General features: G+C 64.9%; 15 protein-coding genes. 11 read left to right on the top strand and 4 right to left on the bottom strand.

Annotated elements, in window-relative coordinates; all coding sequences use genetic code 11:
* The 6 genes from TZ03_RS01525 (at position 1) to TZ03_RS01500 (ending at position 6,902) form a co-directional block, all read left to right on the top strand.
* Positions 1 to 1,383, top strand: coding sequence for a sigma-54 interaction domain-containing protein (locus TZ03_RS01525; protein WP_051095334.1), 1,383 nt, complete (start codon positions 1 to 3; stop codon positions 1,381 to 1,383).
* Positions 1,384 to 1,653: 270 nt separating this feature from the next.
* A complete protein-coding gene (locus tag TZ03_RS01520) occupies positions 1,654 to 3,045 on the top strand; it encodes a GntP family permease (protein ID WP_051095330.1) in 1,392 nt (463 codons plus the stop codon).
* Between the two features lie 10 nt (positions 3,046 to 3,055).
* Positions 3,056 to 3,826: a 3-hydroxybutyrate dehydrogenase gene (hbdH, locus tag TZ03_RS01515; RefSeq protein ID WP_051095325.1), complete on the top strand. Its 771-nt coding sequence runs from the start codon at positions 3,056 to 3,058 to the stop codon at positions 3,824 to 3,826.
* A gap of 55 nt (positions 3,827 to 3,881) precedes the next feature.
* Positions 3,882 to 4,361: a serine protease inhibitor ecotin gene (eco, locus tag TZ03_RS01510; RefSeq protein ID WP_051095321.1), complete on the top strand. Its 480-nt coding sequence runs from the start codon at positions 3,882 to 3,884 to the stop codon at positions 4,359 to 4,361.
* A gap of 180 nt (positions 4,362 to 4,541) precedes the next feature.
* The gene (locus TZ03_RS01505) at positions 4,542 to 6,494 is read left to right on the top strand and encodes an acetoacetate--CoA ligase (RefSeq protein WP_051095318.1); all 1,953 of its coding nucleotides are present in this window, start codon (positions 4,542 to 4,544) and stop codon (positions 6,492 to 6,494) included.
* A gap of 132 nt (positions 6,495 to 6,626) precedes the next feature.
* Complete coding sequence (locus TZ03_RS01500; RefSeq protein ID WP_013972552.1) at positions 6,627 to 6,902, top strand: peptidylprolyl isomerase; 276 nt, start codon at positions 6,627 to 6,629, stop codon at positions 6,900 to 6,902.
* 29 nt (positions 6,903 to 6,931) lie between these two features.
* On the opposite strand, the gene TZ03_RS01495 is transcribed toward TZ03_RS01500, so the two are convergent.
* On the bottom strand, positions 6,932 to 7,555 hold the full coding sequence (locus TZ03_RS01495) for a LysE family translocator (RefSeq protein WP_051095316.1): 624 nt from the start codon (positions 7,553 to 7,555) through the stop codon (positions 6,932 to 6,934).
* A 126-nt stretch (positions 7,556 to 7,681) separates the two neighbouring features.
* Between TZ03_RS01495 and TZ03_RS01490 the strand changes: the two genes are divergently transcribed.
* Positions 7,682 to 8,500: a helix-turn-helix transcriptional regulator gene (locus TZ03_RS01490; RefSeq protein WP_051095314.1), complete on the top strand. Its 819-nt coding sequence runs from the start codon at positions 7,682 to 7,684 to the stop codon at positions 8,498 to 8,500.
* 237 nt (positions 8,501 to 8,737) lie between these two features.
* Complete coding sequence (locus tag TZ03_RS01485) at positions 8,738 to 9,352, top strand: LysE family translocator (protein ID WP_051095312.1); 615 nt, start codon at positions 8,738 to 8,740, stop codon at positions 9,350 to 9,352.
* Here the strand turns inward: TZ03_RS01485 and TZ03_RS01480 are convergent.
* Positions 9,300 to 10,025, bottom strand: a complete 726-nt coding sequence (locus TZ03_RS01480; RefSeq protein WP_051095310.1) for a metallophosphoesterase — start codon at positions 10,023 to 10,025, stop codon at positions 9,300 to 9,302. The genes TZ03_RS01485 and TZ03_RS01480 overlap by 53 nt on opposite strands.
* A gap of 75 nt (positions 10,026 to 10,100) precedes the next feature.
* Between TZ03_RS01480 and TZ03_RS01475 the strand changes: the two genes are divergently transcribed.
* From TZ03_RS01475 to TZ03_RS01465, 3 genes are all read left to right on the top strand, one after another.
* A complete protein-coding gene (locus tag TZ03_RS01475) occupies positions 10,101 to 10,616 on the top strand; it encodes a DUF3016 domain-containing protein (RefSeq protein ID WP_051095308.1) in 516 nt (171 codons plus the stop codon).
* Between the two features lie 75 nt (positions 10,617 to 10,691).
* Positions 10,692 to 11,435: a carbon-nitrogen hydrolase family protein gene (locus TZ03_RS01470; RefSeq protein ID WP_051095306.1), complete on the top strand. Its 744-nt coding sequence runs from the start codon at positions 10,692 to 10,694 to the stop codon at positions 11,433 to 11,435.
* Positions 11,432 to 11,674, top strand: coding sequence for a hypothetical protein (locus tag TZ03_RS01465; protein ID WP_051095303.1), 243 nt, complete (start codon positions 11,432 to 11,434; stop codon positions 11,672 to 11,674). Before TZ03_RS01470 ends, TZ03_RS01465 begins: the two co-directional genes overlap by 4 nt.
* Positions 11,675 to 11,677: 3 nt before the next feature.
* On the opposite strand, the gene TZ03_RS01460 is transcribed toward TZ03_RS01465, so the two are convergent.
* Both TZ03_RS01460 and TZ03_RS01455 read right to left on the bottom strand, forming a co-directional pair.
* Complete coding sequence (locus tag TZ03_RS01460) at positions 11,678 to 12,178, bottom strand: methylated-DNA--[protein]-cysteine S-methyltransferase (RefSeq protein ID WP_051095301.1); 501 nt, start codon at positions 12,176 to 12,178, stop codon at positions 11,678 to 11,680.
* Between the two features lie 72 nt (positions 12,179 to 12,250).
* Positions 12,251 to 13,051, bottom strand: coding sequence for a lipopolysaccharide biosynthesis protein (locus tag TZ03_RS01455; protein WP_051095300.1), 801 nt, complete (start codon positions 13,049 to 13,051; stop codon positions 12,251 to 12,253).
* Position 13,052: the final 1 nt, after the last annotated feature.

The following is a 13,052-nucleotide window of genomic DNA, read 5'->3' as shown; positions in this document are numbered from 1 at the left end:
ATGCACGACAGCGACAGCCTCAAGGACTACCCCCAGGTACGGCAACTGGCAATCCGCTCACTGTTCGAGATCATCGAGCAGTCCAGCGAAGGCACGGTGATCGTCGACCGCCAGGCGCGCATCGTTTGGATGAACGAACGCTACGCCCGTCGCTTTGGCCTGGCCGACGCTGCCAGTGCCATCGGCCAGCCATGCGAGGCAGTGATCCCGGGCAGCCTGATGCGCGAGGTGGTGAGCAATGGCCGGCCAATCCTGCTGGATATGCTCGACACCCCCAATGAGCCACTGGTGGTGATGCGCCTGCCGATCCACGACGACCAGGGCGCGCTGATCGGTGCCATCGGCTTTGCCCTGTTCGATGAGCTGCGCAGCCTGTCGCCGCTGCTGAAACGCTATTCGAGCATGCAGCAGGAGCTGGCCTCGACCCGCTCGCAGTTGCGGGCCCGCCAGGCCAAATACAGCTTTGCCCAGTTCGTGGGTACCAGCAGCGCCAGCCTGGAAGCCAAGCGCCGCGCCCGGCGCGGCGCGGGCAGCGATTCGCCAGTATTGCTGTTGGGCGAAACCGGCACCGGCAAGGAACTGCTGGCCCACGCCATCCACGCCGCATCGGCACGGGCGCACAAGGCGTTCGTCAGCATCAACAGCGCGGCGATCCCCGAAACGCTGCTGGAAGCCGAATTCTTCGGCACCGCCCCCGGCGCCTTCACCGGTGCCGACCGCAAGGGCCGCAGCGGCAAGCTGCAACTGGCCGAAGGCGGCACGTTGTTCCTCGACGAGATCGGCGACATGCCGTTGGCCCTGCAAAGCAAGCTGCTACGGGTGCTGCAGGAGAAGGAATACGAGCCGGTCGGTTCGAACCAGATGCTGCGCAGCGATGTGCGCGTCATTGCCGCCACTTCCATCGACCTGCAGGCTGCCATCGCCCGTGGCGCGTTCCGCGCCGACCTGTATTACCGGCTGAATGTGCTGCCGATCGAAGTACCGCCGTTGCGGCAAAGGCTGGAAGACCTGCCGGCGCTGTGCGAGGCGATTCTGGGCGAACTGGGCAGCCAGTACGAGCTGGAGGCCGAAGCGCAGCAGTTGCTGGCGCGGCATGCCTGGCCGGGGAATATTCGTGAGCTGCGTAACGTGCTGGAGCGGGCGACCCTGCTGGCGGATCAGCCGCGGCTGGGAGTGGCGGATTTGCGCGCGGCGTTGGGGCCGTTGAGCCCGCTGGTTGAAGCGCCGGTGCGGCAGACCTACCGAGAGGCGTGCGAGGAGTTCGAGCGCAAGTTGATTGCCGGGGCGTTGGCCGAGCATGAGGGAAATGTACCGGAGGCTGCGAGGGCGTTAGGGCTGGGGCGATCGACCCTGTACAAGAAGATGGCGGCGCTTGGTCTCTGATTGGAGATTCTTGTTTCTGATTCGAGATTGCCGCGAGGGCTGCGCCCTCGATCGCGACGCAAGGCCGCTCCCACAGGAGAGCGCGTTCTATCCTGTGGGAGCGGCCTTGTGTCGCGATGGGCCGCAAAGCGGCCCCAAAATCTCAAAACAGAGACAAAAATTCGACAACATAGAAAATATCTTTATAAATCAATAACTTAATTATTGGCACGATTCCCGCTATCTCCTGCTCACCGATAAAAACAAGACTCACCCAGGAGACCCACCCCGATGACCGTGCTCATCGCCCTCGCCGCTCTGGCCCTGCTGATGCTCGCTGCCTACCGCGGCTATAGCGTAATCCTCTTCGCCCCCATCGCCGCGCTCGGCGCGGTACTGCTCACCGACCCGTCCGCCGTGGCCCCCGCGTTCACCGGGGTGTTCATGGAGAAAATGGTCGGCTTCATCAAGCTCTACTTCCCGGTGTTCCTGCTGGGCGCGGTGTTCGGCAAGCTGATCGAGTTGTCCGGCTTCTCCCGCTCGATCGTCGCCGCCGCCATCCGCCTGCTCGGCACCCGCCAGGCAATGCTGGTGATCGTACTGGTCTGCGCGCTGCTCACCTACGGCGGCGTCTCGCTGTTCGTGGTGGTGTTCGCGGTGTACCCGTTCGCCGCCGAGATGTTCCGCCAGAGCAACATCCCCAAGCGCCTGATCCCGGCGACCATCGCCCTGGGCGCGTTCTCGTTCACCATGGATGCCCTGCCCGGCACTCCGCAGATCCAGAACATCATCCCCAGCACCTTCTTCAACACCACCGCGTGGGCCGCCCCCTGGCTGGGCCTGATCGGCACCCTGTTCGTGTTCTGCGTCGGCATGGCCTACCTGCAGCGCCAGCGCAACAAGGCCCAGCGCGCCGGCGAAAGCTATGGCGACAACCTGCGCAACGAACCGGAAACCGCCGCCGACCTGGCCTTGCCCAACCCCTGGCTGGCCCTTTCGCCGCTGGTGCTGGTGGGGGTGATGAACCTGCTGTTCACCCACTGGATCCCGCACTGGTACGGCGCCAGCCACAGCCTGCAACTGCCGGGCATGAACGCGCCGGTGCAAAGCGACGTGGCCAAGCTCACCGCCATCTGGGCGGTACAGGCGGCGTTGCTGGTGGGCATCCTGATGGTGCTGGTGTGTGCCTTCGGCGCCATCCGTACGCGCCTGGCGGAAGGCACCAAAAGCGCCGTCAGTGGCGCCTTGCTGGCGGCCATGAACACCGCCTCGGAATACGGCTTTGGCGCGGTGATCGCCTCGCTGCCGGGCTTTTTGGTGTTGGCCGATGCCCTGCGCGGCATCCCCAACCCGCTGGTCAACGAGGCCATCACCGTGACCTTGCTGGCCGGTATCACCGGCTCTGCCTCGGGCGGCATGAGCATCGCCTTGGCCGCCATGGGCGACAGTTTCATCGCCGCCGCCAATGCCGCCAACATCCCGCTCGAAGTGCTGCACCGGGTTGCCGCCATGGCCAGCGGCGGCATGGACACGCTGCCGCACAACGGCGCGGTGATCACCTTGCTGGCGGTGACCGGCCTGACCCACCGCGAGGCCTACAAGGACATTTTCGGTATTACCCTGATCAAGACCCTGGCGGTGTTCGTGGTCATCGCCACGTTCTACGCCACCGGCATCGTCTAAGGAGCTTTGCATGACCCTCAAAGGCAAGACCGCACTCGTCACCGGTTCCACCAGCGGCATTGGCCTGGGCATCGCCCAGGTGCTGGCCCGCGCTGGCGCGAACATCGTGCTCAACGGCTTTGGCGACCCCGCACCGGCACTGGCCGAGATTGCCCGGCATGGGGTGAAGGCGGTCCACCACCCGGCCGACCTGGCGGAGGTGGCCCAGATCGAAGCCCTGTTCGCCTTGGCCGAGCGCGAGTTCGGTGGCGTCGACATCTTGGTCAACAACGCGGGTATCCAGCATGTGGCACCGGTGGAGCAGTTCCCAGTGGAAAGCTGGGACAAGATCATCGCCCTCAACCTGTCGGCCGTGTTCCATGGCACGCGCCTTGCCCTGCCTGGCATGCGCACGCGCGACTGGGGGCGCATCATCAACATCGCCTCGGTGCATGGCCTGGTCGGCTCGACTGGCAAGGCGGCCTACGTGGCGGCCAAGCATGGCGTGGTCGGCCTGACCAAGGTGGTGGGCCTGGAAACCGCCACCAGCCATGTCACCTGCAACGCCATCTGTCCGGGCTGGGTGCTGACCCCGCTGGTGCAGAAGCAGATCGACGATCGTGCCGCCAACGGTGGCGATCCGCTGCAAGCGCAGCATGATCTGCTAGCGGAAAAGCAACCATCGCTGGCCTTCGTCACCCCCGAACACCTGGGCGAGCTGGTACTATTCCTGTGCAGCGAGGCCGGTAGCCAGGTTCGCGGTGCCGCCTGGAACGTCGATGGTGGCTGGTTGGCCCAGTGACGGGCGGCCTGGGCCTGGCGGCGGTCTTGCATTCGTTTATCTGCAAGGAGGCCCTATGCGCCCAACCCCAATGACCGCGATTCTGGCCCTGACGCTGGCTGCCGCCGCCCCCGCGATGGCTGCCAGCCTGAAGGACGTCGCGCCCTACCCCGAGGCGGAAAAAGGCTTCACCCGGCAGGTCATCCACCTGCCGGCCCAGGCCGACGAATCGGCCTACCAACTGGAAATTCTCGCTGGCAAGACCCTGCAGGTGGACTGCAACCGCCAGCGCCTGGGCGGCAGCCTGGAACAACGCACCCTGGAAGGCTGGGGCTATAGCTACTACCGGCTGGACAAGGTCAGCGGCCCGGCCAGCACGCTGATGGCCTGCCCGGACGGCAAGAAGACCGAGGCCTTCGTGCCGGTGGTCGGTGAAGGCTTCATGCTGCGCTACAACAGCAAACTGCCGGTGGTGGTGTATGTGCCCAAGGATGTTGAAGTGCGCTACCGCATCTGGTCGGCGTCGCAGGACGTGCAAAAGGCTAAAGTAGAGTAAACAGCGCCCGCTCGTGTGGGAGCAGCTGCCTTGTATTGCCTGCATGGCCTCATCGCCGGCAAGCCAGCTCCTACAGGTACTGCACAGGACTTGAGGCCTATGCGGGCGCTCCTACAGGGGATATGCGATACCTGTCCCACATAGAACACGCCCGCATCTGGCAGTAACAGGAGGTTCGGCATGAACGATGTGCTCTGGCGCCCCTCCACGGCGCAGGTCGAGGCCAGCCGGATGGATGCCTTCCGCCGCCAGGTCAACCTGCGCTACAACCTGCGACTCAACGACTACCAGGCGCTGCACCGCTGGAGCATCGAGCAGCGGGCCGCCTTCTGGCAAACCCTCGCCGACTATTTCCACGTCCACTGGCATACCGCGCCGAGCCAGGTGCTCAGCGAAGGGCCACAAATGCCCGATGCCCAGTGGTTCGCCAATGCCACCCTCAATTTCGCCGAACACCTGCTGCGCCGCCGCGACGACCGCCCGGCCGTGGTTGCCGTGCGCGAGGACGGCCAACGCCAGGTGCTCACCCATGCCCAGCTGGCCGCCCAGGTCGCCGGGCTGCAAACGGCGCTGAAGGCCGCCGGCATCGTCCCCGGCGACCGGGTGGCCGCCATCATGCCCAATACCTGGCAGACACTGGTCGCCATGCTCGCCTGCACCAGCCTCGGCGCGGTCTGGTCCACCTCCTCGCCCGAGTTCGGCGTGCACGGCATCATCGACCGCTTCGGCCAGATCGCGCCCAAGCTGCTGATCGTCTGCGCCGGTTACCAGTACGCGGGCAAGGACATCGACCAGGTGGACAAGGTCAACCAGGTGTGTGCGCAACTGCCTGGCCTGCAACGACTGATCGTGGTGCCGCATACCCGCAGCGGCACACGCGCCGACGAATTCCATGCGGCCAGCGTCAGCCTGTGGGATGACTTCTTCCAGCCCGGCGGCGACCCCCGGTTCACCCCGCTGCCCTTCGATCACCCGCTGTACATCCTCTATTCCAGCGGCACCACCGGTGTGCCCAAGTGCATCGTTCACCGCACCGGTGGCGTACTGCTGCAGCACTTGAAAGAGCACGGCCTGCACAACGACCTGAAGGCCGATGACGTGCTGTTCTACTACACCACCTGCGGCTGGATGATGTGGAACTGGCTGGTCAGCGGCCTCGCCGTTGGCGCCACGCTGGTGCTGTACGACGGCTCGCCGTTCCACCCCGGCCCCGCGCGGCTACTGGACCTGATCGACGCCGAGGGTATCCAGGCCTTCGGCACCAGCGCCAAGTACCTGGCGGCGCTGGAACAGGAAGGCCTCGAACCTGCCAACAGCCACCGCCTGACCAGTTTGCGGCTGCTGCTGTCCACCGGCTCGCCGCTGTCGGCACACAGCTATGACTATGTCTACGGCAAGATCAAGGCCGACCTGTGCCTGGCGTCCATGTCCGGCGGTACCGATATCGTCTCCTGCTTCGTGTTGGGCAACCCGACCCTTCCGGTACGCCGTGGCGAAATCCAGTGCAAGGGCCTGGGCATGGCTGTGGAAGTCTGGAACGAGCACGGCCAGCCGGTGCAGGACGAAAAAGGCGAACTGGTGTGCACGCGCAGCTTCCCCTGCATGCCGCTGGGGTTCTGGAACGACCCGGACGGCAGCCGTTACCACGATGCCTATTTCAGCCAGTTCCCTGGGGTGTGGGCGCAGGGCGATTATGCTGAACAGTGCGCCAGCGGCGGCCTGGTGATCCATGGCCGCTCCGATGCCGTGCTCAACCCCGGCGGTGTACGCATTGGCACGGCGGAGATCTACCGCCAGGTGGAAAAGGTCGAGCAGGTGCTGGAAAGCGTGGCCATCGGCCAGGACTGGAAAGGCGATGTGCGCGTGGTGCTGTTCGTCCGCCTGCGCGACGGCCTGCAGCTGGATGAGGCCCTGCGTCAGCAGATCCGCCAGGTGATACGCCAGTACACCACACCCCGCCATGTGCCGGCGGTGATCGCCCAGGTCAGCGACATCCCGCGCACCATCAGCGGCAAGCTGGTGGAGCTGGCGATTCGCAATGTGGTGCATGGCTTGCCGGTGAAAAACACCGACGCCCTGGCCAACCCGCAGGCGCTGGAGCAGTTTCGCGACCGCGCTGAGTTGCAGATCTGAGGTTCCGCGCGATCATTGTGGGAGCGGCCTTGCAGCCCTTTCGCGACGCAAGGCCGCTCCCACAGAATGGCCGCAACCCTTTCCAATCAGGCATAATGCGCGCCTTTTCGCCCCCGAAGCACAGGTACCCCCATGAAAGCCCAAGCCCGCCACATCCTGGTCAAGACCGCTGACGAAGCCGAAAAGCTCAAGCAGCGCATCGCCAACGGCGAGGCTTTCGATGTACTCGCGAAAAAGTTCTCCACCTGCCCCTCGGGCAAGCGTGGCGGCGACCTGGGCGAAATCCGCCCCGGCCAGATGGTCGGCGCCATCGACCAGGTGATCTTCAAGAAGCCCCTGCGCGTGGTGCATGGGCCGATCAAAAGCAAGTTCGGCTATCACCTGGTGCAAACCTTCTACCGCGACTGACGCACTGCCCCCCAGCGGCGTGGCCTGTTCTAGCGGCGCGCAGCCAGCAAACCGAGGCCGGCACAGCCCAGCAGGGAAGCGCTGACCCGGTTGAACAGCCGGCGCGGTGCAGGCTGGCTGAACCAGCGCTGCATATAGGCGCCCAGGCCCGCGTAGATGGCGATCGCCGCCCACTCCAGCAGCAGGAACAGCACGCCCAGCCAGAGGAATTGCTCGCTGACTGGCGTGGCGCTGCCTACCGAGACGAATTGCGGCAGAAAGGCCGTGAATATGAGAATCGCCTTGGGATTGCCGGCCGCCACCCAGAACTCCTGCCGAGCCAGGCGCCAGGTACCACGCGGATGATCGCCAGCCACCACGGCCTCGCCCACTGGTGCGCGCCACAGTTGCCAGGCGATGTAGAACAGGTACGCCGCACCTACCAGCTTGATGGCCAGGAACAGGTATTCACTGGTATGCAGCACCACGGCCAGACCCATCGCCGCAAGGGCGATCATGCCGCTGAAGGCGACGATACGCCCGCCGCCGGCCACGCAGGCCGTGCGCAGCCCATAGCGGCTGGCGTTGTGCAGCGACAGCAGGTTGTTCGGCCCCGGCGCCATGTTCAGGGCGAAGCAGGCGGGGATGAAAAGCAGCAGGCTTGAAAGGTCCATTCTTATTCCTCGGCAACAGGCGTCTATTTCGGCGTGTGCCGGCCCTGCGGTCAAGTTACAGCCAGCGATAAAAACTGTATGGGTACCTGCACCTGTTAATCTACCGGCGATACCGAGGACCTCATGATGCCCCGCTCCCACGCTGCGTTGTGGCGCGACCCGGCCTTGGCGCATGTCGAAAGCCGCCGCGCCTGCCATAGCCGGGCCTGCTACAAGGCCCACAGCCACCCGACGTTTTCCATCGGCGCGGTAGATGCCGGCCACAGCCATTTCAGCGGCGCCGCCGAAGGGCAGGAACGCCTGACACCTGGCACGCTGGTGCTGGTTCCCGCGCGCCGCGTGCACGCCTGTAACCCGGAGCCTGGCCAGGCGTGGAGCTATCAGATGCTGCATGTGGATGCCGACTGGCTGGCGCAGCTGCGCCTGGAATCGGGGCTGGGCCTTACCGGGCCCGCTGAGCCGGCGCGTATCTGCCGGGAGCCGCAGCTGTATCGACAATTCTGCGAGCTGAACAGCTTGCTGTTTTCCAGTGCCAGCAGCAGCGAGAAGGATGCGGCGCTGATCGCCTTTCTGGGTGACCTGGACTTTTCCGCGCATCCGCCGCTGGCGGCGGCACCAGCCTTGGCTGCGACTGCCTTGAGCGGGCTGGTCGCGCGGATCGAAGGCCAGGACCCGGCACAGTTGAGCCTGGAGGTGCTGGCCGCTGAGGCCGGGCTTGGGCGCTACCAGTTGATCCGTGCGTTTCGCGCGGCCACCGGGTTTACCCCGCATGCCTACCTGCTCAATGCCCGGGTCAACCGTGGGCGGCAGTTGCTCGGTGAAGGGCAGCCGCTGGCGGAGGTGGCCTACCAGCTCGGGTTCGCCGACCAGAGCCATTTTCAGCGGGTGTTCAAGGCCTATGTGGGGATGACGCCGGGGCAGTATCGGAATCAGCTTAGCCTTTGAGTTGCGGGCGCACACTATACCTGTGGGAGCAACTGTCTTCTATTGCCTGGACTGGCCTCATCGCCGGCAAGCCAGCTCCCACAGGTACCGCGCAGAATTCAGGAATTGCGCAGATCCCTGTGGGAGCTGGCTTGCCGGCGAAAGGGCCGCAAAGCGGCCCCAGATCTGCCGCAATATTCTTCAATACGCCCAACAAGCCCGGCAGCAGACTGCGTTTTTTTCCGCAGAGCTGCCCGCATGCAACAATTCCTGATCATCGCCCTCGCCCACTTCCTCGCCCTGCTCTCGCCCGGCCCGGACTTCTTCCTGGTCGCACGGACCTCGATCAACAGCGGCTGGCAGGTCGCCAGCGGCGCCTGCCTGGGTATCGCCCTGGCCAATGGCGCGTTCATTGCCATGGCCTTCACCGGCCTGTCGGTACTGCAGCAAGGCAGCCTGCTGTTCAGCACCCTGCAGCTGGCCGGCGCCGGCTACCTGCTGTACATCGGCGTGCTGTTCCTGCGCCATGCAGGGCAAACCAGCCTGGGCGCAGTCACTGCCAACCAGGCTGTGCAGGGCTGGTGGCGGGGGCTGGGCATGGGTTTGCTGTCCGGCATCCTCAACCCCAAGAACGCGCTGTTCTATGCCAGCCTGGCGAGCATGGTCGCCAGCACCAGCACCGGCTGGAAAGCGGCCTATGCACTGTGGATGTTCAGCATCGTGCTGCTTTGGGACCTGCTGGTCGCCGTGGCCATCGGCAACCCGCTGGTACTGCGGCGTTTCGCCCGCAGCCTGGCGTGGCTGGAACGGGCCTCGGGGGTCATGCTGGTGGTATTGGCCCTGGCGTTGCTGCTGCATATGGCGCGGGGCTGACCAGCGCCAGGGTGTGCATGTCCATCAGGCTGAAATGGCCGCTGGCCCAGCCGCCGGTGTCCAGGTGCCAGACATTGCCCAACTGCCTGGCCTGCAGTACCGGCGTGTGGCCAACCAGCAAGGCGCGCAGGCCCTTCACCGGCTGGGTGTCGCCCTCCTTCAGGCGCCGCCGTGACCACTGGCACACTTCGCGCACTTCGGGGTCGTCATCCAGCTCCAGCCAGGTACGCAGCATTTCCCAGTCGGCAAACGGGCTGTCGGCATGCAGCAAGCCAACCAGGCCATCGGCGGTTTCTACCTCCATGGCAATCGGCATATGCTCGAAACGCTCCACGAAACGCAATTGCTCGCCGGGCGGCATGTCGAGGAACCAGCCACCGCCGGCTGCGCGATACATGTCCAGATCGAGCCGCCCGCCCCGCAGACGAGTGATCGCAAGCGACTCATGGTTGCCTTGCACAGCATGGAACCAGGGCTGTGCCAACCATTGCAGCGCGGCTTCGCTGTGCGGCCCGCGGTCGACCAGGTCACCGACGCTGAACAGCCGGTCCACCGCAGGGTCGAAGCCCACTGTATCCAGGCATTGCTGCAGGCGCAGGAAGTGGCCATGGATATCCCCCACCGCCAAGTCCCGCCCGTGGGTATTGGCGGCTATCCGGCGAAACCGTTCCATTACAATCTTCCTCTGCTGGTAGCGCCGTGCCAGGGGTAAAATGAAGGCTCATGCAATCCGCCCCGGAGGTGCATCATGCGTACCACCCTCGTGTGTGCCGTGCTCATGGCGCTGTCACTGGACAGCATGGCACAAGGTGCCCCGGCCGCGCAGGTCGAGGTGCGTTTCGACCACCCGGAAAAATTCCGCGATGCCAGCCTCGACAGCCACGGTTACGAACGTGGCGCCGACGCCTATGTGATGAAAACCTTTACCCAATACCTGCAGAAGCTCGGCCAGCGCTACCTGCAACCGGGCCAGCAACTGGTCATCGACATCCGCGACATCGACCTGGCCGGGCGCTTCGAGCCCTGGCACGGCCAGGCCTACGATGTACGCTTCATGCGTGAGATCACCTGGCCGACCATCGACCTCAGCTACACCCTCAGCCAGCCGGGCAAACCCGACCAACAGGCCCAGGAACGGGTCAGCGACAAAATGTACCTCAGCCGCCCGGGCCGGGTCGCCAGCAGCAGCGACCGCCTGTATGCCGAAAAGGCCATGCTCGACGACTGGTTCCGCCAACGCTTCGCCGAGCACCCGGCCTCCTGAAAACCCTTCACTGGTACAGGCGTTGCTGCCGGTAGTATGCTCGGCCCTTCGACCTGTACCACGGAAGGACTCTTCATGAAACTGTGCGCCGTGCAACTGGCCTCGCTCAAGGGCGATTTGCCAGCCAATCTCGAACGCCACCTGGCCTGCATCGAGCAGGCTGCGGCTCTTGGCGCCGAACTGGTGGTATTTCCCGAACTGTCGCTGACCGGCTATCACCCTGCCCTGGCGCGCCAGGCCGCCCTGCCGGTCACCTCTGCGCGGCTGGACCCACTGCAGGCAGCCTGTGACCGCCTTGGCATCACCGTGGCCGTGGGCCTGCCACTGCCATCACCCGATGGCATTCGCATCGGCATGCCGATCCTGAGCCCCGAGGCGCCGCGTCAGGCGTATGCCAAGCGGCGCCTGCATGATGACGAACTGCCCTACTTCAGCCCTGGCGTTCAAGCGTTGCTGCTACAACTGGGCGAGCATCGGGTGGCGCCAGCCATCTGCTACGAATCGATGTTCATGGCACATGCGGCAGCGGCGCGGGAGCTCGGCGCCGATCTTTACCTGGTCAGCGTGGCGAAAACCGCCAAAGGCATCCGCGAGGGTTACACGCACTATCCCGAGGTGGCACGCGAGCTCGGCATGCCGGTGTTGCTGGCCAACTGCGTGGGGCCGGCCGACACCTTCATCGGTGCCGGCGGCTCGGCGGCCTGGGACAGCCAGGGGCGCTTGCTGGCCAGCCTGGACGACCACAGCGAAGGGCTGATCGTGCTGGACACCGCCAACGCCAGCGCCATGGCCCTGCCCCTGGAACCGCGCCCCACATGATTTATGTGTTTCTGGTGTTGCTGAGTTATGCCTGCACCTACTACCTGATCGGCTTGATCATCCGGGGGCAACTGGCCGATGTGGCCGAGGGCTTGCGCCAGCGGCCCGATGCACCGACACCCGGTGAATACCTGCGCGCGGTAAAGGCCCATGCGCGGCGGGCCCATCGGTACTACACCCTGGCGCTCGGTTCGGTGCTGGCAGTGCTGGCCTGCCTGGTCGCCAGCTGGTTCAGCTGACGCCTACAGGTCCAGTGCCAGGCTTTGCCGGCCCTCCAGCGCCAACAGGTACTGCTTGGCCGCCAGGCCACCGGCAAAACCGGTCAGGCTGCCCGAAGCGCCGATTACCCGATGGCACGGGGCGATGATCGAGATCGGATTGCGGCCATTGGCGGCACCTACCGCACGCACTGCGCTGGGGTTGCCGATCTGCCGGGCGATATCGCCATAACTGCGGGTTTCACCGAAGGGTATCGCCAGCAATGCAGCCCACACCTGGCGCTGGAACTCAGTGCCGGCAAAATCCAGCGCCAGTTCGAAGCGCTGGCGTTTGCCGCTGAAGTACTCACCGAGCTGGCGGGCTGCCTCCAGCAGGATTGGGCACTGGTCGTCACGGTGCAGGGCACCGAGGCGCACGCGGTTTTCCCGTTCTTCTTCCCACAACACCGCGGCCAGCCGCTCGCCACGGGCTACCAGGGTCAAGGTGCCGACGGGCGATTGCATGAAGGTGAATGCGCTGGACATGAACGGGCTCCTGCTAGGCTGAGATCAACGTACTGTACGCATCCCCAGCCCTGCACGCACCCGCTTTCTTGCTCAAGCAATCGCGCAGCCGGCGATCCGCCGCGCTTGGTCAAGATTGACCCTGGGAATCAGCTCGGCGGGAATGCGCGAGGTGGTCGACAGGTTGTAGACATGGAAATGCTCGTTGACCACTTCCCGGGCCATCAGCGTCAGTGACGGCAAGATGCGGCTGTGCCAGTGCTGGTCGAGCCCGCACGGCGAATACTGGCCCTGGTCGCCCTCATAGAAGCGCCCTACGGTCTGGTCCAGGTCTACCCCTACCAGCAACACCTCTGCAAAACCCAGGTGATACGCTAGCTGCAGGGCGACGTACGCCACCGTCCGAGCATCGAAGAAGCCGTGCGCCAGGTCTTTGCTGAAGGCGATCGAACGGGCCCGCTTGCTCCACAGCGAGCGGTTGCACACGCAGCTGTCACCGTGGCCGCGCAAACCGTCCAGCAGGCCCGGCGCGTCAGCCTTGTGCAGGGCATAACGCTCGGTGCCGGCCGGTATATCGGCACCCGCAAACTGCTCTGGCCACAGCGCCAGGCGCTGGCTGTCACGCAGGGCGGTGGCGAACAATGCCGGCTGCTGCTGGCAGAAGCTCTTGTCGGTGCACACGTAGAAGAAAGGCTTGATGCCGTGCTCGGCGGTCATGGCAACCGAACCGTTCATGGCGATGATGGGCAAGTGCGCGAACTCGCCCAATGGGAAATGCTTGGCGGAGGCGCCCGAGGCAAGAATCACCACGGGGCCCTGCTGGGTATTGCGACACGCCTCGAAACTGGAGAACGCCCCGCGTTCAGCGCAGGGCTGCGACGGTAGTGTGTTCATC

This window comes from Pseudomonas sp. 10-1B (genome assembly GCF_000935045.1).
Lineage (GTDB): Bacteria > Pseudomonadota > Gammaproteobacteria > Pseudomonadales > Pseudomonadaceae > Aquipseudomonas.
This window is presented reverse-complemented; position numbering and strand designations above follow the sequence as displayed.